This window comes from Terasakiella sp. (assembly GCF_048267425.1).
GTDB lineage: Bacteria > Pseudomonadota > Alphaproteobacteria > Rhodospirillales > Terasakiellaceae > Terasakiella.
In genome coordinates this window covers 48,708-72,569 of record NZ_JBLWXN010000003.1, presented here as the reverse complement: position 1 = coordinate 72,569, position 23,862 = coordinate 48,708, and the positions used below count along the sequence as shown (strand labels likewise).

Annotated in this window: 17 protein-coding genes; 5 read left to right on the top strand and 12 right to left on the bottom strand. The window is 48.3% G+C overall.

Annotated features, from left to right (window positions below; translation table 11 throughout):
* Positions 1 to 5: 5 nt before the first annotated feature.
* Complete coding sequence (locus ACN0VA_RS06480) at positions 6 to 1,220, top strand: multidrug effflux MFS transporter (protein ID WP_417820371.1); 1,215 nt, start codon at positions 6 to 8, stop codon at positions 1,218 to 1,220.
* A 39-nt stretch (positions 1,221 to 1,259) separates the two neighbouring features.
* Here the strand turns inward: ACN0VA_RS06480 and ACN0VA_RS06475 are convergent, their stop codons facing one another.
* Complete coding sequence (locus ACN0VA_RS06475; RefSeq protein ID WP_417820370.1) at positions 1,260 to 2,357, bottom strand: 5-(carboxyamino)imidazole ribonucleotide synthase; 1,098 nt, start codon at positions 2,355 to 2,357, stop codon at positions 1,260 to 1,262.
* 18 nt (positions 2,358 to 2,375) lie between these two features.
* The gene (gene purE / locus ACN0VA_RS06470; RefSeq protein ID WP_417820369.1) at positions 2,376 to 2,867 is read right to left on the bottom strand and encodes a 5-(carboxyamino)imidazole ribonucleotide mutase; all 492 of its coding nucleotides are present in this window, start codon (positions 2,865 to 2,867) and stop codon (positions 2,376 to 2,378) included.
* Between the two features lie 115 nt (positions 2,868 to 2,982).
* Between purE and ACN0VA_RS06465 the strand changes: the two genes are divergently transcribed.
* A complete protein-coding gene (locus ACN0VA_RS06465) occupies positions 2,983 to 3,747 on the top strand; it encodes a GGDEF domain-containing protein (protein WP_417820368.1) in 765 nt (254 codons plus the stop codon).
* Here the strand turns inward: ACN0VA_RS06465 and ACN0VA_RS06460 are convergent.
* Positions 3,737 to 3,937, bottom strand: a complete 201-nt coding sequence (locus ACN0VA_RS06460; RefSeq protein ID WP_188664846.1) for a DUF465 domain-containing protein — start codon at positions 3,935 to 3,937, stop codon at positions 3,737 to 3,739. The two genes, ACN0VA_RS06465 and ACN0VA_RS06460, sit on opposite strands and share 11 nt — an antisense overlap.
* Before the next feature lie 87 nt (positions 3,938 to 4,024).
* On the opposite strand from ACN0VA_RS06460, the gene ACN0VA_RS06455 reads away from it, so the two are divergent.
* Together ACN0VA_RS06455 and ACN0VA_RS06450 are read left to right on the top strand one after the other, a co-directional pair.
* Complete coding sequence (locus tag ACN0VA_RS06455) at positions 4,025 to 5,113, top strand: ATP-dependent 6-phosphofructokinase (protein WP_417820367.1); 1,089 nt, start codon at positions 4,025 to 4,027, stop codon at positions 5,111 to 5,113.
* A gap of 95 nt (positions 5,114 to 5,208) precedes the next feature.
* A complete protein-coding gene (locus ACN0VA_RS06450) occupies positions 5,209 to 5,376 on the top strand; it encodes a YdcH family protein (RefSeq protein WP_188664852.1) in 168 nt (55 codons plus the stop codon).
* Positions 5,377 to 5,562: 186 nt separating this feature from the next.
* Here the strand turns inward: ACN0VA_RS06450 and ACN0VA_RS06445 are convergent, their stop codons facing one another.
* Complete coding sequence (locus ACN0VA_RS06445) at positions 5,563 to 7,200, bottom strand: acyl-CoA synthetase (RefSeq protein ID WP_417820365.1); 1,638 nt, start codon at positions 7,198 to 7,200, stop codon at positions 5,563 to 5,565.
* A gap of 306 nt (positions 7,201 to 7,506) precedes the next feature.
* Between ACN0VA_RS06445 and ACN0VA_RS06440 the strand changes: the two genes are divergently transcribed.
* Positions 7,507 to 9,408, top strand: a complete 1,902-nt coding sequence (locus ACN0VA_RS06440; RefSeq protein WP_417820364.1) for a propionyl-CoA synthetase — start codon at positions 7,507 to 7,509, stop codon at positions 9,406 to 9,408.
* 112 nt (positions 9,409 to 9,520) lie between these two features.
* Here ACN0VA_RS06440 and ACN0VA_RS06435 read toward each other — a convergent pair whose 3' ends face one another.
* The 8 genes from ACN0VA_RS06435 to ACN0VA_RS06400 form a co-directional block, all read right to left on the bottom strand.
* Positions 9,521 to 10,075, bottom strand: coding sequence for a TlpA family protein disulfide reductase (locus ACN0VA_RS06435; protein WP_417820363.1), 555 nt, complete (start codon positions 10,073 to 10,075; stop codon positions 9,521 to 9,523).
* Between the two features lie 76 nt (positions 10,076 to 10,151).
* Positions 10,152 to 12,440 (bottom strand): GAF domain-containing protein, encoded by a 2,289-nt coding sequence (locus ACN0VA_RS06430; RefSeq protein ID WP_417820362.1) that lies wholly within the window; start codon positions 12,438 to 12,440, stop codon positions 10,152 to 10,154.
* Complete coding sequence (locus ACN0VA_RS06425; RefSeq protein WP_417820361.1) at positions 12,427 to 13,080, bottom strand: hypothetical protein; 654 nt, start codon at positions 13,078 to 13,080, stop codon at positions 12,427 to 12,429. Before ACN0VA_RS06425 ends, ACN0VA_RS06430 begins: the two co-directional genes overlap by 14 nt.
* Positions 13,081 to 13,140: 60 nt before the next feature.
* Positions 13,141 to 13,827, bottom strand: coding sequence for a DUF6901 family protein (locus ACN0VA_RS06420; RefSeq protein WP_417820360.1), 687 nt, complete (start codon positions 13,825 to 13,827; stop codon positions 13,141 to 13,143).
* Positions 13,828 to 13,915: 88 nt separating this feature from the next.
* Positions 13,916 to 14,707, bottom strand: a complete 792-nt coding sequence (locus ACN0VA_RS06415; RefSeq protein ID WP_417820359.1) for a hypothetical protein — start codon at positions 14,705 to 14,707, stop codon at positions 13,916 to 13,918.
* Positions 14,708 to 14,790: 83 nt separating this feature from the next.
* On the bottom strand, positions 14,791 to 17,445 hold the full coding sequence (locus ACN0VA_RS06410) for a bacteriohemerythrin (RefSeq protein ID WP_417820358.1): 2,655 nt from the start codon (positions 17,443 to 17,445) through the stop codon (positions 14,791 to 14,793).
* A 67-nt stretch (positions 17,446 to 17,512) separates the two neighbouring features.
* Positions 17,513 to 17,998: a YchJ family protein gene (locus tag ACN0VA_RS06405; RefSeq protein ID WP_417820357.1), complete on the bottom strand. Its 486-nt coding sequence runs from the start codon at positions 17,996 to 17,998 to the stop codon at positions 17,513 to 17,515.
* 124 nt (positions 17,999 to 18,122) lie between these two features.
* Entirely contained in the window at positions 18,123 to 23,837 is a 5,715-nt protein-coding gene (locus tag ACN0VA_RS06400; RefSeq protein ID WP_417820356.1) for a cadherin-like domain-containing protein, read from the bottom strand.
* Positions 23,838 to 23,862 lie beyond the last annotated feature (25 nt).

The window sequence follows — 23,862 nt, the reverse complement described above, 5'->3', positions numbered from 1 at the left end:
GGTCCATGAAAACACATAATCAACATACGGGCGAGTTTATCGCTTTAATGGCGTTTTTAATGTCGCTGGTTGCGCTGGCGATTGATGCCATTCTTCCCGCTTTCCATGCCGTTGGGGCCAGTTACGACATTGTCGATGAAAACCGGTTGCAATTGCTGGTCGGTGTTCTGTTTCTGGGCATGGCGATTGGGCAATTGTTTTACGGCCCGCTTTCCGACAGCATTGGACGTAAGCCTGCGACTTACATTGGTTTGATCTTGTTTATTGTTGGGGCATTGGTTTCCGCCTTTGCACCCACTTACGAAATTGTATTGTGGGGACGTTTTTTGCAAGGCTTTGGTGTTGCCGGGCCGCGCACGATCTCTATTGCATTGGTGCGTGATCAGTATTCCGGTCGTGAAATGGCGCGGATTATGTCGTTTGTGATTTCGATTTTTATTATTATGCCAGCCATTGCACCGGCACTTGGCGCCGGGATTTTGGTGTTCGGCACATGGCATGCGATCTTTTTCCTGTTTGCCTTGTTGGCTTTTGTCGCACTCGTTTGGTTAATCTTACGACAACCCGAAACGCATCCTCAGGAAAAACGCACATCGTTTAGCCTGATGACAATTCTGCAAGGGGCGCGTTTTACATTGGGTAATAGACGTTCTTGTGGTTATATGATTGTTGGCGGTTTGGCTTTTTCCTGTTTGGTCGCTTACTTAAATACGGCCAAATTGTTATATGCCGATATTTTCCAGATTGATGAATTGTTCCCGCTTTATTTTGGGATGTTGGCGCTTTTTGTCGGGGCGGCATCAATCGTTAATGGCAAGATGGTCGTGAAATATGGCATGCGTTCCATGATGAAGTTTGCCTTGATCGCCATGATCCTCAGCAGTGGCAGCTTTTTCTTTTATCTCTATTTCACGTCCGGGCATCCGCCTTTCGTGTTGTTCATGGTGTCAATGGCGTCAATTTTCTTCTTTATGGGGATATTGTTCGGCAATGCCAATGCAATGGCGATGGAACCTGTAGGGCATATCGCGGGTGTTGCCTCATCCATCATTGGGGCAGGAACAACTTTTGTGTCCATGTCACTGGGCGCGTTGGTTGGTCAATTTTATGACCAGACGTTGTTGCCTTTGATCGGCGGGTATTTCGCCTTGGCGCTGTCTGCTTATGTCATCATGTCTATGATTGAACGAAAAGATATTGCGAAAGAAGTGACAGTGTAAAACCCCAAGGGGCAAATTAAATACCCCTTGGGATTATCGTTATTCTTTGGGCAACTCACCCAAGGGGTAAACCAAATTGACATGCCCCATTTTGCGCCCCCGCCGTGTGGAGGATTTGCCGTAGAGGTGGAGTTTGGCATTCGGTTCGTTCAAATAATCCGGCCATTTTTCCACATCAAAACCGATCAGGTTTTTCATAATCAGGTCATTGCGGCGTTCCACAGACCCCAGCGGTAAACCGCATACAGCACGCACAAATTGTTCGAACTGATCGGAATAACACGCATCTTGCGTCCAGTGACCGGAGTTATGCGGGCGCGGTGCCATTTCATTGACGATCAAACGGTCATCCTTGGTATGGAACATTTCAACGGCAAGCAAGCCGATCAACCCCATTTTTTCAGCTAAGGTAACGGCAATGCGAACGGCTTCTTCGATTAATCCATCGGGCAGATGCGCGGGGACGGTGGAAGTATCCAAGATACCATCGACATGATTGTTTTCAGCCGGTTCAAACGCGGTCCATTGTCCACAGGCACTGCGTGCCACAACAACGGAAATCTCGCGTTGGAAATCAACGAAACCTTCCAGAACGCTGGGGGCATTTGCCATTGAGGCATAAGCCGTCTCAAGATCGGTTTCCGGGCGGATCAAGGCTTGGCCTTTTCCGTCATATCCCATGCGCGTGGTTTTCAGGATGCTGGGACGGCCCAGTTCATTGACGGCCTTTTCCAGATCTTCCAGACTATCAACCCCTTTAAAGGGGGCCGTATCAATGCCGCAGTCATTGATAAAGTTCTTTTCAATCAGGCGGTCCTGAGACAGGTGCAGGCAGTTCCAGCCCGGGCGCACATCGACGTGTTCACTCAGCAATTGAACACTTTCGTGCGGGATGTTTTCAAACTCAAAAGTCACAACATCGCAGGCTTGTGCAAAAGAGACCAAAGCATCGCGGTCATCATATTGGGCAACCGTAGCTTTGTAGGCAACCTGTTCTGCCGGGCTATCCCGATCCGGGCCGAAGACGTGACACATATAGCCCAGACGCGCTGCGGCCAATGCTGTCATACGTCCTAATTGACCGTTGCCGATAATGCCGATGGTGCTGCCCGGTGGCAGAAGTTTTTGTTCAGCCATAACCTGATTGATCCTTATTTAATCGACGGGTTCTTCTGCAACGCTTGCGGTTTGTTGGGCGCGAAAGGCATCCAGTTTGGCGGCAACGCCCTCATCTTGCAAGGCGATGATGCTGGCGGCCATGATGCCAGCGTTTTTCGCCCCGGCATCCCCGATTGCCAATGTACCAACCGGAACGCCGCCGGGCATTTGTGCGATGGAATAAAGACTGTCCAGACCGTTCAGCGCACGGCTTTTGACCGGTACGCCCAGAACGGGCAGGGGTGTCATGGCAGCGGCCATACCGGGCAGGTGGGCGGCACCACCGGCCCCGGCGATAATGACTTGTAATCCACGTGCCTTTGCCGTGGTGGCGTAATCATACAGGCGTTGCGGTGTGCGGTGTGCGGAAACAATGCGTTTTTCGTATGAAACACCCATTTCATCCAGCATATCGGCAGCCAGCTTCATTGTCGGCCAATCCGATTGGCTTCCCATAATGATCCCAACAGAAGGTACAGCGCTATCCATAGTCTTCATCCTTGCACAAGACCGTAAAAAAGGGGCGTATTATATGTATGTCGGGCCAAATCGCAAGGTTTTTAAGATTTTTCAACGTTTTCAGTGTATTATGAAATAATCGAAAATGTTTGAAATGGTATGTGTTATGCCGATTGATGATATTAAAGCGACAGACGCACTGAAACCCTATAGCGGGCAATCCGGTCAATCCGGGGGGCAGTCGTCCTATGGCAGTTTTAAGGGGCGGCATAAATATCCACCGGTTAAACGCACGATTCACGATGTGACGTCTTTCATGAATATTCCACAAGACGAACTGACCCCGGCGGTGAGTGAAGCCATTGTATCCTTGATGGAGGAAGTGGATCATTTGCGTGAAGAGCTGTCGATGACACACAGTTTCGATGAAAAACTTTCCAGTTCAATGGATCGTCATATGGATTTGCCGGTTCTGACACGGCATGCCTTGTGCCGGGATATATCTGTGATGACTACTCGGATTGGGAAGACGATCAGCAGCGCGACTTTTGTGTATTTTCAAATAGCAAATTTTGCTGAGATAAAAAAACGAGCAGGCCTGTTGGCAGGCGATACTGTTATTCGGGAGGTTGCCGAAATTTTAAGCGGGCAACTGCGCGAAACGGACCGCATCGGTACATTGGGCGGGGATGGTTTTGGCATCGTCTTGACGCTCAGTGATTTTGACGCATCCTTGGTGAAAATTGATCATCTTGTTGAACAGGTTCAGCAAGGTCCAATTTTGTTTGATGGACGTGTCATGGATGTGGAAATCGCATACGGCCTGCACAGTTTGCATGCGGGTGAAAAAGTCGATGTCATTTTGAACGAAGCCGATAAAGACCTGCACAAACGTTTTGTCAGGCTATGATATCGGGCACAATCAAGGCTTCAAGTTTGGCAATCTGGTCTTTTAGGGTCAGTTTCTTTTTTTTCAGGCGTTGCAATTGCAATTGGTCATAAGGCGGCGTCAGGACCATGCGGTTGATCACATCGTCCAAATCCCTATGTTCGGTTTGCAGAATGGCCAGCTTGATTTTCAGCTCACGGGTTTCTGACATGACTTTCCCGACTTGTTATGTGTTTGTTAAGTCTCTAGATTTGAATATAGCATATAATTTGGCGCAGATAACAAAAAAGGAAATGAGATGAGTAAAAAACGCATCGGAATTTTGACAAGCGGTGGTGATTGTGCCGGATTGAATGCCGCTATCCGCGCGGTGACACGTCGTGCGATGGAAGGGTATGGCTGGGAGGTTGTCGGAATCCACAACGGGACCTTAGGCTTGATCTCCCCCCCCGTTGATGCCGAAGTTCTGGATCATAATACGTTCAGCGGGACGCTGTTGCGCCAAGGCGGTACCTTTTTGGGAACAACCAATAAAGGTGACCCGTTTGCCTATCCTATGGAAGACGGCAGCCTCAAAGACCGTTCGGCTGAATTTATTGAAGGTTTCCGCGAACTGAATTTGTGCGGCCTGATCGGGGTGGGCGGTGACGGGTCCATGAAGATTTTGAACAAGCTTTGCGAACGGGGTAATATTCCGTTTATCGGCATTCCCAAAACCATTGATAATGATGTGGCTTGTACAGAATTTTCCATCGGTTTTACAACCGCGGTCAATGTGGCTGTGGATGCGCTGGATCGTTTGCATCCCACCGCTGCATCGCATCATCGGGTGATGATATTGGAGGTCATGGGACGGGATGCCGGTCACATTGCGTTACATGCGGGTATTGCAGGTGGTGCGGATGTAATTCTTGTACCTGAAATCCCCTATGATATGGCAAAGGTCGCCGCGAAAATTCGCCATATTTATGAACACGAACATCGTAGCCATGCTTTGATTGTGGTGTCCGAGGCGGTGAAGGCCGCAGATGGAAAGCCGGTGATGACGCAAAATGATGAAGGACGTTTTAATTATGGCGGTGTCGGTCATGTAATTGGGGAACAGCTCTATAAAATGACCAAGGCGGAAACGCGGGTTACGGTTTTGGGCCATGTTCAACGTGGGGGTAAACCGGCGATGCGCGATCGTGTCATTGCCTCTGCCTTTGGTGTCAGCGCGGTTGATTTACTGGCGCGAGGAAAGACCAATCGAATGGTTGCGTGGCAGCATCGAAAAGTCGTGGATGTCGCCTTGGAAGATGTGGTGTCGCACTATAATAATATTGATGTTTCCGGCACGCTGGTTCATACGGCACGTGGACTTGGTATTTGTTTGGGGGATGAATGAAAAATCGGTAGGGATTGACAGACAATGCTGGCCTTACCAATTTAATTTATGTATCATAAAACCATCTTAAAACTGCCATAGGGAGGTTGTCCGCAATGAGCGTACTAGACCGAATTGAATCTCTCAAATCCAAACATGCAGATTTGGAACATAAAATCGAAGCAGAAGAAATAAGACCTCATCCGAACGACACGCTCATACACGATCTCAAACGACAGAAACTCAAAGTAAAAGACGAAATTTCCGTCCTGTCGCTTAACTAACGAGATACTTACCTATCAAATAGAATTTTTACAAATGACGCACTCTTATCCATGATGTGCGCGTATCCAAGAGATACGAATATAAACGCCCCGAACCTGTTTTCGGGGCGTTTTTCGTTATGTTGTAAGAAAGAAAAAACCCCGCTTGAAAACAAACGGGGTTTTTGGGATAGGCTGCGGTTTCTTTTACAGTTCGCCAGCTTCTTTTCTCAATCCATCACGCAGGACGAATTTTTGAATTTTACCGGTGGATGTTTTCGGTACATCCTGGAAAATAACCGTGCGCGGACATTTATAATGCGCAAGATTGTCGCGGCAATGTTTGATGATATCTTCTTCGGTGACGTTACCTGCATCAGGTTTCAATTCGATAAAGGCCGCCGGTGTTTCGCCCCATTTTTCATCAGGTTTGGCAACAACGGCAACGGCCGCAACAGCCGGGTGACGGTAAAGGGCATCTTCAACCTCGATCGAAGAAATGTTTTCCCCACCAGAAATGATGATGTCTTTTGAACGGTCTTTCAGTTGAATGTAACCGTCATTATGACGCACACCCAAATCGCCGGAATGGAACCAGCCGCCACGGAATGCATCGTCTGTGGCTGTCGGGTTTTTCAGATAGCCTTTCATCACGATATTGCCACGGAAGCAGACCTCGCCCATTGTTTCACCATCCCACGGTTGTTCAACGGTGCTTTCCGCATCAGCGATCATCAGCCCTTCTTCCAGTGTATAGCGCACACCTTGGCGCGATTTCTGGAAGGCTTGGCGTTCAATCGGCAGCTCATTCCATTCTTCTTTCCATGCGCAGAAAACAGCGGGACCATATGTTTCCGTCAAGCCGTAGGCATGGGTCACATCAAAACCTTCATCCTGAATAGCTTTTAAAACAGAAGCCGGTGGCGGGGCTGCAGCCGTCATAATTGAACATTTATGTTCAAACGGCTTTTTCTCTTCTGCTGTCGCATTAATGACAAAAGACAGCACAATCGGTGCGCCACAGAAGTTGGTGACTTTATGTTTTTCAATCGCTTCATAAATGTTTTTGGCATTTACTTTGCGCAGGCAGATGTTCGTACCGGCCTTGGCGGCCATCGTCCACGGGAAACACCAGCCATTGCAGTGGAACATGGGCAGGGTCCACAAATAGACTGCGTGTTGTTGCATGTTCCAGTCAAGGGCGTTGCCGATCGCGTTCAAATAAGCACCGCGATGGTGATAAACCACACCTTTCGGGTTGCCTGTTGTACCGGATGTATAGTTCAGCGAAATGGCGTCCCATTCATCGGCCGGGCCGCTCCAGTCATATTCCAGATCACCTTTTGAAATGAACTGTTCGTAGTCCTCCTGACCAATCAATTCCCCGCCTTCTGCCAAGGCGTCATCAATATCGATGATGATCGGTTTCTTTTCCAATCGGGCAACGGCGGCTTTGGTCGTTGCGGAAAATTCACGATCCGTGAACAAAACCTTGGCTTCACCATGTTGCAGGATAAAGGCAATGGCTTCGGCATCCAGTCGGATATTCAGGGTGTTCAACACAGCACCGCACATCGGCACACCAAAATGGGCTTCGTATGTTTCCGGGGTGTTATTGCCCATAACGGCAACTGTGTCGCCTTTTTTAATGCCGAGTTTGACAAGGGCGGAGGCAAGGCGGACAGAACGTTCGTACGTTTCTTTCCATGTGTAGACACGATCACCGTGAATGACACTGGCGCGGTCCGGATAAACCATTGCTGTTCGTTTGATGAAGGATAAAGGTGACAGCGATTCATAGTTCGCGGGCGTCTTTTCCAAATGAAGGTCGTAGATGTTTTCCATGGTGTTTCTTCCCCGATTGGTATTTTGGTGGAGATTTATTGAAGGGATTCATAGCAGCATAGGCGCCGTTCAGGAATACCAAAAAGCGAGTATGCACGTAAAAATAAATCGGTATATGTGGATTTTTTGTAAGATATGATCTCCTTTTTCTGGGCGTAATGATTATTAAGAACAAAAAACCGGTAAAACAATACCAAATTAACACTTTTATTTTTTCTCGATTTGAGTCACACTCCAGCCTAGGTTTGAACGACAGGGAAGTCTTCGAACGTTTTTTGGGAAAATCGCTTGGAAATAGGGGACGTTATGACCAACCGGTACGAAGAAGCATACACAGAATCGATGGAAAACCCGGACGGGTTTTGGGCAAAAGCTGCTGAAGATATCAAATGGGACAAAAAATGGGACAAGGTTTTGGATGATTCCAATGCCCCGTTGTACCGTTGGTTTGCCGGCGCAGAATGTAACACCTGTTATAACGCAGTGGACCGTCACGTAGAGGATGGCCGTGGTGATCAGGATGCAATCATTTACGACAGCCCGATTACTGGTCATAAAAGCAAAATTACATACAGCCAGTTGCAAGATAAAGTGTCGCGTTTTGCGGGTGTGTTAAAGGCGCGTGGCGTTGGCAAAGGTGATCGCGTTATCATTTATATGCCGATGATCCCGGAAGCTGCGATTGCTATGTTGGCGGTTGCCCGCTTGGGTGCGGTTCATTCGGTTGTCTTTGGTGGTTTTGCCTCAAACGAATTGGCGGTTCGTATCAATGATGCGAAACCGAAAGTCATTGTTTCGGCCTCTTGCGGGATCGAACCGGGCCGTGTTATCGCGTATAAACCGTTGTTGGATGGTGCGATTGAATTGTCTGAACATAAACCGGACGCAACGGTGATTGTGGCGCGTGAAGAAGCCAAAGCCGAATTGAAAGACGGTTATGACTTCGATTACGAAACAGAAATGGCAAAGGCTGAACCGGCTGCCTGTGTTTCTGTTGCCGCGACGGATCCTCTTTATATTTTGTACACTTCCGGCACAACAGGCCAGCCCAAGGGTGTCGTTCGCGATAACGGCGGTCATATGGTTGCCCTGAAGTGGACCATGAAAAATATCTATAACGTCGAAGCTGGTGACGTTTACTGGGCGGCTTCCGATGTGGGGTGGGTTGTTGGACACTCTTACATCGTATACGGACCGCTGCTGCAAGGTTGTACGACGGTCTTCTTTGAAGGTAAGCCTGTCGGCACGCCGGATGCGGGTGTTTTCTGGCGTATGATCGAAGAATATAACATTCGCGTTCTGTTTACGGCACCGACGGCTTTCCGTGCCATTAAACGTGATGATCCGAAGGCTGAATTCCTTGGCAAGTACGATACATCCTGCCTGAAAGCCCTTTATCTTGCTGGCGAACGGACTGATCCGGATACTTTACAATGGGCACAGGATATTCTGAAAAAGCCAGTGGTTGATCACTGGTGGCAAACGGAAACAGGCTGGGCCATTTGTGCCAACCCGCTGGGGCTGCACGAATTCCCTGTCAAACCGGGTTCACCGACCAAGCCGGTTCCGGGCTGGGATGTTCAGGTTCTGGACGATGCCGGTCATCCGGTTCCTGCCGGTCAAATCGGTGCGATCGTTTGTAAATTGCCGTTGCCGCCGGGAACGTTGCCGACATTGTGGGGCAATGATGACCTTTATAAAGCTAAATATCTGGAAGAATTCCCCGGTTTTTACGCAACAGCGGATGCAGGCGTGATCGACGAAGACGGTTATGTTTCGATCATGGCGCGTACAGATGATATCATCAACGTGGCGGGTCACCGTTTGTCTACAGGCGGTATGGAAGAAGTTCTGTCAGCGCATCCTGATGTCGCGGAATGTGCGGTTATTGGTACGGATGACAAGCTGAAAGGTCAAATGCCGGTTGGCTTTATTGTCCTGAAAGCGGGTGTTGAGAAAGAACATGACGAAATCGTCAAAGAAGTCGTCAAAATGGTTCGTGAAAAAATCGGCGCGGTTGCAGCTTTCAAGAAATGCGTTGTCGTAGATCGTTTGCCGAAAACACGTTCCGGTAAAATTCTGCGTGGCACCATGCAGGCGATTGCAGATTGCAAAGACTATAAAATGCCTGCAACAATCGATGATCCGACCATTTTGCCGGAAATCGACGAAGCTTTGCAAACAATTGGTTATTCTTCTGCACGTTAAGTGCTTGGAAAATAATTCAGGAAAAGCGAGCTAGGATATCCCAGCTCGCTTTTTTTATTAGAAACAAATTGAAGATGGGACAGATGAATTTCTGTTTATGGGAGATTGGTTTTTAGGAACTTTTCAGATTATCCAGTAATTTCCCAAGGGCAGCTTTGGCATCCGGTGTATCCCATTCAGTCCGCCCTGTAACCCCGCCGCGCATCAGGCCGTTTTGATCAATAATGAAACTGACAGGCAGGCTGCTGATTTTCATCATGCGTAAAAATTCCTGATCTTTATCAGAATAAGACGCCATCGCTGTTAATTCGCGTTTTTCAAGAAAATCGTCCGGGCTTTCGCGGCCTTGGCGCCCCGTGGCAATCGCAAGAACCACAAAATCCTTCTCTTTAAAATATTTTGCCAATTCGTTCAGGCCGGGCATTTCTTTAATACAAGGCGGGCACCATGTCGCCCATAGGTTTAATAACACCACTTTGCCCTTGAAATCAGCCAGTGTAACGGTGTTGCCATCTTTGTCGGTAAATTTGGTCTGTGGGGCTGGCGGCGTATTGACCAGGTTTTTATATCCGCGGATGCTGTGTTTCAGATCATAGAAATCATCAGCAGAAGCGGAAAAATTTATCAAAAGAGAAAAGGCGAAAACAAAAAAAGCAGCAGCGCGCATGGCTATGACCCCATAGTTCCTGAGAATAGGCGAGACAGTATATTCGAAAAAGGTCAAGAATAGGGCAAAGTCGCCTTTATTTGGAGGTCATCACCCAAATACCGTCCCAGTTATCCGGATCAACGGTTTCTTTGAGGTGCTCGCAACGTTCAATATAAATTTCGGAAGCCTTATCTTTGGGATTGAGGCTAAGAACTTTTTTGAAGCTGTCAATCGCGTTGTTAAAGGTGCCTTTACGGTAGCATTCTATTCCGTCACGGAAATGGGCCAATGCATCGACCATATTGGGGAAGGTATCTTCGGTGTGATAATCAAGCAATTCGTAAATCGCAACCGGTTTGGTTTTGCCTTTTACAACCACATGATCCATTTCCCGGTAACGATAGGTGCCGCGTAAGGCCTTAAAGGTAAATTCCGAAATAAGGATATGGGCGCCATATTGTTTGGTGCCGCTTTCAAGACGTGCGGCTAGATTTACGCCATCCCCGATGACTGTGTAATCCATCCGTTTGGGCGATCCGATATTACCGGAAACCACGTTGTCCGTATTTAAACCAATGCCTATATCAATGGGCATCAAACCTTTGGCTGTGCGTTCTTTATTAAATTCACGTAATTTATTCATCATATCAATGGCGCATCTTACCGCCCGGTCCGGGTCATCTTCGTGCGGAAAAGGTGTGCCGAAGATGGCCATGATCGCGTCCCCGATGAATTTATCAAGCATGCCTTCTTCTGCGTTCAGGCAATCGACCATAACGGTGAAATACTCGTTCAACAGGCTGACGATCCCTTGTGCGCCGAGTTCTTCGGACAAGGTTGTAAAGCTTCGCACATCGGAGAACAGTACGGTGGCAACGCTGCTTTGCCCACCGAGAATTTCTTCGCCGCCGCCCATCAGCTTGTCAGCCAAACCCGGATCCATGTAGCGCGACATGGTGGATTTCATCCGTTTTTCCGAACTGATGTCTTCCATCATAATCATGGTACCGATTGCTTTGGAATCTTTATCCAGCAAGGGCAGGGTGGTAACGTTAATTGAGGTTTCTTCCGCATTTGGTCCGATTTTGAGAACGGCATCCAGTAAAATGTCGGCTTCGTTACTTTCCCGCACCATACGCAAACGTTCAACGACCCAGCTGTTCTCGTCTGTGAAAAAGTCTTCGTCTTTCTTGTTGATGACTTCATCTTGTGTGGCTTTGAGAATGCGTAATCCTGCGGCATTACAGGTGACAATGACACCTTCTTCATCAAAGGTGACAACCGCGTTACTCATACTTTCCAGCATGCTTTCGTTATAATTTTTCATCTGCTGAACGTCAGCAAACAGTTGGGCGTTTTCCAGCCCAATGGCAATTTGCGAGGTAAAAGCGGTCAGGCGTTGTTCGTCGTCCTGATTGAAGGGGCCGCCCTTTTTGTTCAGAACTTGCGTCACACCGATCACTTTTCCGTCCTTGTTTAAGACAGGACAGCAGAGAATGGAACGGGTGAAATATCCGGTTTGTTTATCAAAGGCGGGATTAAAACGAAGATCGGCATAGGCATAAGGGATATTGACGGTTTTCCCCGAAGTAAAAACCGCGCCAGCAATGCCGAGGTGATTGGGCAGGCGAATGTTGGTTGCGCCCAAGCCTTGACCGATCTGGGTATAAAGTTCGTTGGTTTTTTCGTCGTTGAGGAACAAGGTTGAACGATCGGCTTGCAACATCTTTGTGATGGCGCTCATAATCATTTGCAACAATGGGCCAAGGTTGATTTCCGAAGAGACATCGGAGACCACATTTAGAAATTCGGCTTCCTGTTCACGCAATTTTTCCATGCGTTCAATAAACAATGTACCTTGCAATGCAATGGAGGCTTGGGTTGTAATTGCCTGCATAATGGCAAGATCGTCTTGGGTAAATTTGCAGCCATCATTTTTGTTTAAGGTTTGCGCAACGCCGAGAATATCGCCTTTAACAGTGCGTACCGGGGCACATAAAATATTGCGTGTCTTGTATCCTGTGGCGTGGTCAACGCTGTGATTAAAACGCTTATCGGCATAGGCATCATCGACAATTTCAGCGGTGCCTGTTGTGTAGACAGCCCCCGCAATACCGGAATTATTGAGGATACGAATTTCGCGTTTCACATCACCCAGTGCAACCCGCGAATAAAGCTCGTTGGTGGCAAAGTCATTGAGAAAAAGGGTGCCGCGCTCTGAGTTAGTCGCTTTGGTCACGGCTTTCATAATAATGCGTAGTTGTTCATCCAGACTATCGGCACGGGCAACGTCGTGTGATACCTGCAGGACGAGCTCAGCTGAACTCGCGTTCACATAGGTATTGTTTTCTGAATCCTGTAGATCAGAACTACTTTCCGGCATGTTGTGCCTCCAACGTTTTCCTTAAGGCCGTGATTGTATCACGTAATTGTTGATTTTCATCTCGAAAGCTGCGTTCCTGCTCTTGTATTTGTTCATCGTAGCGATGTTTCATCAATTCCATCTCGTCACGCAAGGAACTGACAGTGCGTTGTAATTGCAGGGCTTCGCCATGTCCGTCTGCTTTGGTTTGCTGTACGGTTTCTTCTTTTTGTTGTTGTAAATTTTCCAATTGATCCCTTAAGGCCTGAGCGGTGTGGATTAAGGTGTTGGCTTCTTGCTTGCCGTCAGCCAAAGTTCTTTGAACTTCTTCATCCATATGGACACGCATCTTTTCCAATTCGTCGCGCAAGGCTTGGGCTGTCTGGGTTAATTGAAGGATTTCACCGTGTGCATCTGCGCGTGCTTTTTGGACGGCATCGTCCATTTCACGGCGCACGGCTTCCATTTCATCACGTAAGGCTTGTATTGTTTTTTGAAGCAGCAGGTTTTCTTGATGAGCATTGGCGACAGCTTTTTGCACAGCCTCATCTTTGTTGGCGTTGACCCGGTCAAGTTCGTCACGAAGGGCGGAAATCGTGTTGATTAAATGACGGTTTTCCGTCTGTGCTTTATAGAGCTCGCTTTCTTCTTCGGTTGTCATATTTCACTCGAATAAACTGACGCGTATTATGCAGTGTGCAAGAGTTTGTTTAAGAAAAGATTACTCCGTCACAAAGACGTCTTCCAGATCTTCAAATGTTCCATCTGTATTTTCCGGGGTAATCAGGGCAAAGACGTCTAAAATAATAACGGCATTTAAGGCGGCGTCGCGTTCAACACCATCATTTAAACGTTTGGTCAGGTGTGAATTGACGACAGAGAGCTTTGCGTAGCTTTCATTAAGGGCATCGAAGTTTATAGGGTCGTTGCGCTCATTTTGAACATTGTTGACATATTGCATTAACAAATTTGCACTGAGGGTGCGAAAGACGGTTTCCTGTTCATTGGCAAAGGGCAAATGAAAACGCGCAAGTGGCCGCAGGAATTTTGTATGTTCACAGCCTGAAGTCGCGCAAGCCAAGCCGAACAGGGAGGCAATTCCGTTTTGGAAATTGGATTTTGTAATGATTGTGCGCATGGGCGTATCGACTTCAATCACCGTTTTTTCATAAGAAAATTTGGTTTTGAAATGTGGTAAAAATTCTGAAAGGGCCAAGGCCGTAGGACACCATTCAACATCTTCACCAAGCGGACAGTTGGAACATTTATGATGGGATAGTTTCGCCCAGTCGGGTTTAGGGTTATCGTCGCTTAATTCAATCTGATACGTTTTATCATTAAAACGCAGGTCCATTGTTATGATTTGCTGGTTGGCAGCATAAAACTTGTAGGTGATTGTTTGCGACATGGTGACATTCCCTGTGGGCAGAAGTCTTTAGAGGAACGCATTCTGTTTAAAAATTGTTTTTATTTTTCGAATGCGTTCCTCTTCTTGGTTAAATGAGGAAAAGGTTACTTAAGGCTTCTGCTAGGTCATCACCGAATGAGGCGCTTTTGTGAATAATCGGAACGCGATCAGACAGAAGTTGCAGATAAGGATCATCTTCGGGCAAGCTTGTAATCAGCGCCGTCGGAATGTTGCGAGTGGCGGGCATGGCTGCAAGACCGGAGGCCAGATCAATACCGGACAGTTCCGGCATCATGGCGGAGATAATGACCAAATCCGGTTTTGTGCGGATAATCCTGGGCATTGCATCAAGGGCAGATGTGCATGTGGAAACACGATAACCACATTCTTGTAGTTCGCGTTCAACAAAATGTGTCGCCGCGCCATGTAACATGACAAGCAGAACTTCAACATTGCGCACCTCAAGGATGCTGGCGTCCAGGCGGACTTTTGCGGGAAGTTCGCGCACAAGGTGAGAAATGTCACGTTCTTCGATGTCCGGTTTCTCGGCAATGTCGATCATACAATCGATATATGTTTGGATATCATCCAGTGTGCGTGGCGGATAATTTTTGACGTTGGCAAGATAATCTTCACAGCGTGCAGCCACGGTTGCCAGTGCAGCCAGGTCATAGTTGTGTGCTTGCCCTTTAAAAGACATGGTAGCGCGCTGGACCTCTTCCACCAACACTTTGATATCATTGCGTTCATGGCGCACTTCATCGATGGAGAAGGTTAATTTTTCGAGTGTGTCTTTGACTTCGTCAAGAAATTCAGCGCGTAGTTGGTCAACGATTTCCCCCACGCCTTTTGCGTAAACGCCGTCCATATTTGACTGCATGGTTATCCCCCTCGTGGGCTTTGATTTTCGTTTTATTTCATTTTATTAGTGCAAATCTTGCCTGAAACATGAGTGGCGGACAACTATCTTTTTTGGGTAAGCCTCTGTGCATTCGCATTAGTAGGCCTTCTACCCAAGATGTAAGAAGCGTATTTGCGGTCTTCAAGCAGGATATGCATCAAAATCCATCGCTTCAGGAATGTATGGATTTCTTCCGCGTCTTTTTCTGATATTGGGAAACGGAAGTTTCTTTTCAATTCATCAACCTGTCCGACCAGTTTGGCATGAGTATCCATATGCGAAGCGGCTTCTGAATAGCCGGATTCAATAAAGATGTCTTCTTCGCGGGAAAAGTGGAAGCTTGTGTAATCCATCAGGCCATCAATAAGGCGTGCAATGTCTTCTTGAGGTTTTTGAGCGTCAATTGCATGAATAAGGTCTTTGGTTAATTCAAGCAGGCGCTTGTGATGGGCATCAATTTCAGGGATACCGACGCTATAGGCATCGTGCCATATCAGTAAGCTTTCATCCCAAAGACGGGAGTTGGACAAAGCACGCATTTGACGGGTCACGGTTTCCAGAAGTTTCCACTGTACGATGGGGATTTCCTGAATGGCAGAAACTGGGATTAAAGCGACCGCGCAATTGGGGGAAAATGCCAGTGTAAAGATGCTTTTCATCTTGTAAACAGCATGATCTTCAAATAGGGCGTCCCCTGACGAAAGTGTAAGAAAGTCATTTTTGCCCAGTTGGAGGGTGACTTGGCCTTCCTTGATTAAGCCAATATAATTTTGGGTCAAGCTGTAATCATGCAGGTCATTGATATCTTTTATTAAATGCATACTGGCCGCAATCGCATTTTTTATGCCATCGGATATAGAACCACCGAATAGCCATGATTTTTGCAATAATTCGCGTTTTTCTGCCAAGGCGGCAATGGCGGAAAATGAATCGTTGCGCTTAACAAATTCCCGGTACATTTGGATGGGTAGCTTCAAGGCTTTGACAAAACTGACTGCCCGATATGTTTCGCTGGACAATGCATCGCAAAGACCATGCATATCGCCCACAAAACAACCTGCCGACATACGGTGTGTTTGGTTGCTGATGGGGTCGAGGATTTCTGTTGTTCCGCTTAAAATAAAATAAGCATGGTCGATTTTGTCACCGGCTTTGAGAATAATTTCTTCCGGGTTGATCGTCACAATTTCATGGTTCAACAAAAGCCTGAATTGGTTTTGTGGGAGATCGGGGAAAAAGGATTTGAGCGATTTTAAGGCACAGTCAAACGTATAATCATGATTGCTGGGGATAATGATATCTTCGGTGCCAAAGGGGGCACCACTGCCGATCAGGCGTTCATCTTCATTCAACAGGCGTGCGGTGTGGGCAAAGATGATTTTGCTGGATTTATCATCCGTAAAATCTTTAGCTTTACCGTGAATCATGCCCCCACCGTTATCGACCTTTTTTATATCACAGGGTTCGAGATAGGCTTGTTTCACCTGATCACAAAATTTCTGCGATATGCCGGGGGCAGTCTCGTCTGTGGTGATCATGGTGTCCAGTACATCAAAGGCCGCAATATCAGCGAGATGCCCGTAGGTTTTATAACCACCGTCCCATTGGGTGCGGAAATACAGAATGCTGGTTTCCATCGGATGAGGGGAGTTGACAGGTTTGACTTCCAGCCCGTCAATATCGTTCCATGTGCCTTCATACAGTTCGTGAATATCGAAGAATTGATCAAAACGGCTTTCGTCCAGGCCCATAAGGGCGGATAATTTTTTAACGGTTGCATGGCGAACCAAGGAGGTTGCGAAAAATTTAATCCGATGATCGGAACGGATTAATGTCGGTAAACCTGCAAAATGATCATCATGGCAGTGGGTCATAAAAATCCCTTCAACTTCGCTGATATCGACGCTGAGGGATTTTAAAGTCGTTTCAATATTAGGGCCGACATCAATCAAGTAAATGCGCCCTTGGAAAGTAAGCAAGCTTGCCATAGAGGGACGTTCAATATCCCAGCCATCGCCTTCGCCAGAATGCACAACACTGAAATATTCTCGTGCAATTTCAAAATGGCCCAAGGCATAAGACGGCATATATTGTTCGCCCTCAGCCAAATTTAGGTCAACTTGGACGCTTTCATTTTCATAAGTGAATTCAAAAACATTTACATCCAGACGGCGCACGGCGACACCGTTTCGAATGGGTGTTATTGCGCTGTCCACAACAAGACTATCGAGTAATTCTTTAGGGTTGGCAATTTGACCGAAGGCGAATTTCAGTTTCAGGCGCATTAATTCTTTCGCCTGTTCAGGGCTGGCCCCTGCGTCCATCAGTTCACGTTCACTTACCAGACCGTAATTGCCACGATAGATATATTGAATTTGTGCAGAAAGTTGGTCGGGATGACCAATCAACAGGGGTTTTACCCCGGTATTGCCCGGATGATCCGGTAAAATCATCCCTTGGCGGTATAACATCTGCAGGACAGGGAACTCGCCCAGATTAGAGAAACTGCCTTTTTGAACACTAAGATCTGATAGTAAAATGGCATTGGGGCCGGTTTCTAGAAACACGGGGCTTGCCTCATTTTGCAAGATAAGCCCGCGTTTCATCATATGTTTGACTGAGTCGGCCGGACATCCGCATAAAATACGCAGGTCTGCATCAGGAAATTCCAGCCAGAAAACACCGTTTGCCAGTTTGGACTTGATAATCCGCCCCATGAATAAGCCCCTTCATTATATCAGTTTAAGACATTCTGACATAACTTAGGGCTTTATCCCAAATGCTTTATGCCCCACAGCATTTTTTGAATTTCTTACCGGACCCACAAGTGCAGGGATCGTTGCGCCCGACTTTATTGGCCACAATGCGTTGTTCCTGAGCGGGGTTCATTTCACCGTCTTCATAATACCAGCGGCCCTCGACCTTGGTAAAACGGCTACGTTCGTGATGGACCTGCTTACGTCCATTGATTTTGAAAAAGGCACGAAATTCAACAATGCCTGTGTCGTCATCTTCCTGACCACCTTCAGTTTTGACGATTTCCAGACTGTCCCAGCGTGCTTGATTGGCCCATTGCGCGGTTTCTTCAGCGTCATAATCTTTGCGACTGGCAAAGCTGAGTGTTTCTTCAAGATAGCCAAGATGGCCTTTTTCAAAAGCACTATAACGTGAACGCATCAGTTTTTCAGCGGTGGGTGCAATCTCACCGTTATGAAATGGGGCGCAGCAATTTTCGTATTCCTCGCGAGAGCCGCAGGGGCAAAGAGACATGATCTCGTCCTTTATTCCAAATGTTAAAATTTTCTTGTGATCCCATTTGACGCGGGCTCTGTCAAGTCACAAAAAAAGGCGGATCCTTATTCACAAAGATCCGCCTTATAGTTTTAGGGGTTCCTTACCATTCGAAACGTTCAATTCCTTCGAAGGTTAATTCGCTGCCGTCGGAGAAAGTGATGGTACCGGAGGCATCGTCTGAAAGCTCGATATATCCATCGGCTTGTTCTTCGACAGATCCATTTTCCAGATCCAGTGACCATTCATGTTCGGCTGCGGCGCTGCCATCTTCATTTTCAAGATAGACGGTATCCATCCATCCTTCGGCCCCACTGTCTCCACCATGAATAACATCATCGCCGGACCCTTCACCGAAATAGAACAAGTCATCGCCTTCACCGCCAATCATGGTGTCGTTGCCAGCTCCGCCATAGAAGGTGTCGTTACCGGCGCCACCGTCCAGCGTATTGCTGCTCCAATCATTGCCGGCATCCAGAACATCATTGCCATCTCCGCCGGATATGTCGTCAGAACCACGACCACCAAACAAGGTGTCGTCCCCGGCACCGCCATCGATATCGTCATTGCCCCAATCGGTACTGTCGCGATCATCGCCGTAGATGGTGTCGTTTCCGCTCCCACCAACCAGCTTGTCATCGCCCCCATCGCCCATCAGGGTGTCGGCGCCGGACCCACCGACCAATTCGTCGTTACCAGACCCGCCTTCAAGTGTATCGTCGCCCGATCCACCATGCAGGGTATCGGTTCCAGAGTCCCCAATCAATTGGTCATCACCGGACCCGCCGACAAGGAAATCATCACCGGATCCACCGTCCAGAACGTCGTTACCACCTTCGCCGTAAATTTCATCGTTGCCGGACCCGCCGTCTAATGTGTCGTTGCCATCGGTGTTATTGTCTGTGGCGGCATCCAGATTGTTGCCATTATCGCCGTACATTACATCGTTATGTGCGCCACCATAGACACGGTCATCGCCAGCCCCACCGGACATAAGATCGTCGCCATAGTTGTCACTGTCGTTGCCGACACGGTCATCACCTGCATTACCTTCGTAGACTTCCTGACCGCCTTTAACCCAGTCAAAACGGTTGGCATTCATATTGTCTGCGTGATCACTTCCTTCGTTGTGCACAAAGGCGTTATCCCCGCCCATATCCGTTTTTGCTTCTTCGAATTCACGATAAGCGCTGTTATCTGTATTTTCGTTTTCGGCTTCGATATTGGATAATGGTACTTCTTCTTCTACGACTTCATGTGCTGCGATTTCAGCACTTACACTTGTCGTTGCTGTATCAGAACCTTCACTGGCGGTTACAGAAGCAGACAGATTAAATTCGCCATGACCTTCGGGTAAGCGAAGGACGACATCTCCCAGATTGTCAGCCGAAACATCAGCCGATCCTGCGGTGATGGTAACTTCTTGTCCGTCAACCAACAGGACGGCTCCATCAGGAATATCGCTAAGCGTTACATCAGAAAGAGTTTCTGAACCGTCTGTATCCGTTAATTCGGCACTCAGGTTTACGGGGTAATCGACAAATGTTTCACCCGGATTATCCGGCAATGTTTGTGTTGCATCGATGTTATCGAGATACATTCCCCGGCCATAATCCTGTGCATCGCCGACACTGACAAATTCGATGGTCATAGGCTCGCCCGTTCCGGTAAAGCTGAAAGACCCATCTTGCCAGTTGGTATCTGATCCATGAGAATTGTCGTGGCTGAACTCCGCAACCGTTTGGCCATTGATGCGAACTTCAATGGCATTGACGTTTTCATCAAAGCCGGGGCGACCAGAATAATCAAACTCGATGTTGTAGGTCGCATCTTCTACCGTATCAATGGTCCGATTAATGCTGGTTGCATCATCATAATGGTCGCGCGCATCGTCATTTAATTCAACGTAGGCCCCATCACCGGAATAATCATCGTTATAACGTGACTGGTTCCAGACTTCGATGGCATCAGAATTTGTGTCCCAACCATCCACTTCACCGGAATGGAAACCGCTGCTGGCTTCGCCAAAGCTTGTGGAAAAGACTGATGTGGTTTCACCTGCTTCGGCGCCTAGAACGATTGGGCTTGCGTCACCGATTTCAAGGTTCAGTAAAGGGGCATCAGCATGTGCATCGGCTGTGACCTGGGCCGATGTGCTGCTTGTCGCGCTATCATCCCCGTCTGTTGATGTGACGGAAGCGGAAAGATCAAAACCATCGTGGCTTTGTGGCATCCGCAGAACAACATCACCTAAATCATCCGTGGAAAGAGTTGCGCTGCCATCATTGACCTCGACTTCTTCTCCGTTTACCAGAAGAACAGCCCCGTCGGGAATGTCATTTAAGGTGATGTCGGATAATGTTTCCGATCCATCCGCATCTGTTTGGGCAACGTTGATGTCAATGGGGTAATCAATGACAGGGTCACCTGCTTCAACATGTTCAAATTCGATATTGTTGATCAGGAAATCGTCATCATTTCCAGGTGCGGTGAAAATAATTTGATCAAAGGCGCTGTTGTCATCTGTATGGATTGTGATTGCGGCATCAACGCCGTCACTTCCCCCATGAATAACGCCTTCACCAACTTTTTCACCATCCTGATACAGTTCGTATTTGGCGTCTTCTTGACTGTTTTGCCAAGCAAAGGAAACATCGACACTGGATACGTCATTATCAAAATCAACGATTAATTCCTCAGATAAACCATTGCTGTGACCTGTTTCGACATCGGCACCTGAAGCTTGACCGTTGACGCCAAAACCTGAAGGGCTTCCGTTGCTAATACCTATATTATCGCTGGAGGCTTCGCTCAGTTGCCCATGATCAATGACCCGACCAGAGACGCTAAATCCATTTCCACTGTCCAGCACGTTATTGTTGTCGATTGTTACTTCTGTGGTTTGTCCACCCACAATCTGGGCTGTTCCGTCACCAATATTCATAGAAATTGTGGGGGCATCGGCCACTGCACTGACATCAACAGTCGCGCTTGATGAGGCGCTGTTGGTGCCATCGCTGACGGTATAGCTGAAGCTTTCGGTTCCACTGTAATCGTCATCGGCGCTGAACTCGACCGTGCCATCTTCATTCAATGTGACAGTCCCATTGCCAACGTCAACGCTATCACCTGCTGATACATCGACACCGTTGATTTGAGTGATGTTGAGATCATCACCTTCAATGTCGCTGTCATTGCCTGTCAGATCAAGTGTGACCGGCGTATCTTCCAACGTACTTGCCGTATCGGCACTCGCTGTCGGACCGTCATTGACCGCGGCCACTTCGATGGTACCGCCGGCGGCTGTTGTTGTGGTGCCATCAGAAACATCATAAGACAGATCGATGGATCCGTTGAAATCATCGGCCGGTTCAAACGTCCAGGTGCCATCGCCGTTATCGGTGAGGGTGCCGCCGTCAGCAGACAGGTTCTGAACGGACAGGGTATCGCCATCGACATCTGATGCGTTGGCGAGCAACTGATCTTCAGAGATGGTGATGGTGCCATCTTCGTTCATGGCAAACGAGGTGTCTTCGGACACGACCGCTGCGTCATTGACCGCGGCCACTTCGATGGTGCCGCCGGCGGCTGTTGTTGTGGTGCCGTCAGAGACATCATAAGACAGATCGATGGATCCGTTGAAATCCTCAGCCGGTTCAAACGTCCAGGTGCCATCGCCGTTATCAGTAAGCGTGCCACCGTCCGCCGACAGGTTCTGAACAGACAGGGTATCGCCATCCACATCCGAAGCATTTGCCAGCAACTGATCTTCAGAGATGGTGATGGTGCCATCTTCGTTCATAGCAAACGAGGTGTCTTCGGACACGACCGCTGCGTCATTGACCGCGGCCACTTCGATGGTGCCGCCGGCGGCTGTTGTTGTGGTGCCGTCAGAGACATCATAAGACAGATCGATGGATCCGTTGAAATCCTCAGCCGGTTCAAACGTCCATGTGCCATCGCCGTTATCAGTAAGCGTGCCACCGTCCGCCGACAGGTTCTGAACAGACAGGGTATCGCCATCCACATCCGAAGCATTTGCCAGCAACTGATCTTCAGAGATGGTGATGGTGCCATCTTCGTTCATAGCAAACGAGGTGTCTTCGGACACGACCGCTGCGTCATTGACCGCGGCCACTTCGATGGTGCCGCCGGCGGCTGTTGTTGTGGTGCCGTCAGAGACATCATAAGACAGATCGATGGATCCGTTGAAATCATCGGCGGGCTCGAACGTCCATGTGCCGTTCCCGTTATCAGTAAGTGTGCCGCCGTCCGCCGACAGGTTCTGAACGGACAGATTATCGCCATCGACATCGGATGCGTTTGCCAGCAACTGATCTTCGGAGATGGTGATGGAACCATCTTCGTTCATGGTGAAGCTTGTGTCTTCGGACACGACCGCCGCGTCATTGACCGCTGCGACCTCGATGGTGCCGCCGGCGGCTGTTGTTGTGGTGCCGTCAGAGACATCATAAGACAGATCGATGGATCCGTTGAAATCATCGGCGGGCTCGAACGTCCATGTGCCATCGCCGTTATCAGTAAGCGTGCCACCGTCCGCCGACAGGTTCTGAACAGACAGGGTATCGCCATCCACATCCGAAGCATTTGCCAGCAACTGATCTTCAGAGATGGTGATGGTGCCATCTTCGTTCATAGCAAACGAGGTGTCTTCGGACACGACCGCTGCGTCATTGACCGCGGCCACTTCGATGGTGCCGCCGGCGGCTGTTGTTGTGGTGCCGTCAGAGACATCATAAGACAGATCGATGGATCCGTTGAAATCCTCAGCCGGTTCAAACGTCCATGTGCCATCGCCGTTATCGGTGAGGGTGCCACCGTCCGCCGACAGGTTCTGAACGGACAGATTATCACCATCCACATCCGAAGCATTTGCCAGCAACTGATCTTCGGAGATGGTGATGGAACCATCTTCGTTCATGGTGAAGCTTGTGTCTTCGGACACGACCGCTGCGTCATTGACCGCTGCGACCTCGATGGTGCCTTCAACGGTTGTTGTGCTTTCGCCGTCTGTTACTTTATAGGAGAGGTCGATATCGCCGTTGAAATCGGCATCGGGTTTAAAAGTCCATGTGCCGTCGCCATTGTCGGTCAGACTGCCGCCGCCCATTTGCAAATCGAAAGCTGTCAGTTGGTCACCGTCCGCGTCTGTGACATTTTCCAGAAGGTCGGCTTGGGTAATGGTCAGGGTGCCGTCTTCGTTGACTTCAAGGGATGCATCTTCTGTTGCAACAGGTGCGCTGTTTTCTTCTGGGTCGTAAATGCTAGCCCCTTTTTTTATCTCGATTTCGGGAACAATATCGACTTGGAACTGAATGTCGGTTGTTTGCTGAGGATCAATGGCGAGATAAAACTCGTTACTATCAGAAGTATTGATGACGATAGAACCGTCTTCTTGGATGTAGCCCGCAGAAGACTCAACGCCTTGGGGAAGGTTGCGCAGGATAATCTGTTGGTTGGTACTATCGGTATATTTAGATAAATCAAGAGAAAGGAGAGCGAATTTTCCGGTTTGGGCGGCAGAGCTCAGGTCTTCCGAGGAGATGTTGACTTTCAGGTGTTGCAGATTGTTTGCGTCATCGTCGTTTGAAAGGTTGCCATCTGTTGAGATATTTTGTTCGCCAAGGGCTTTGGATTTATCGCTCGCAATATGGGTGGATTGCAGGGCCAGATCGCTTTCCTGTTCAATCTCAAAATTGTTAATAACGACAACTTTGTCGGACAAGCCCTGATCGTTTGCCCCTGTGTCGAGATCAAACATTTCGATACTGCTTTTGGTGGCCTGATTCTGTTCCATGAGAGCTCCCCTGACGCAAACACCG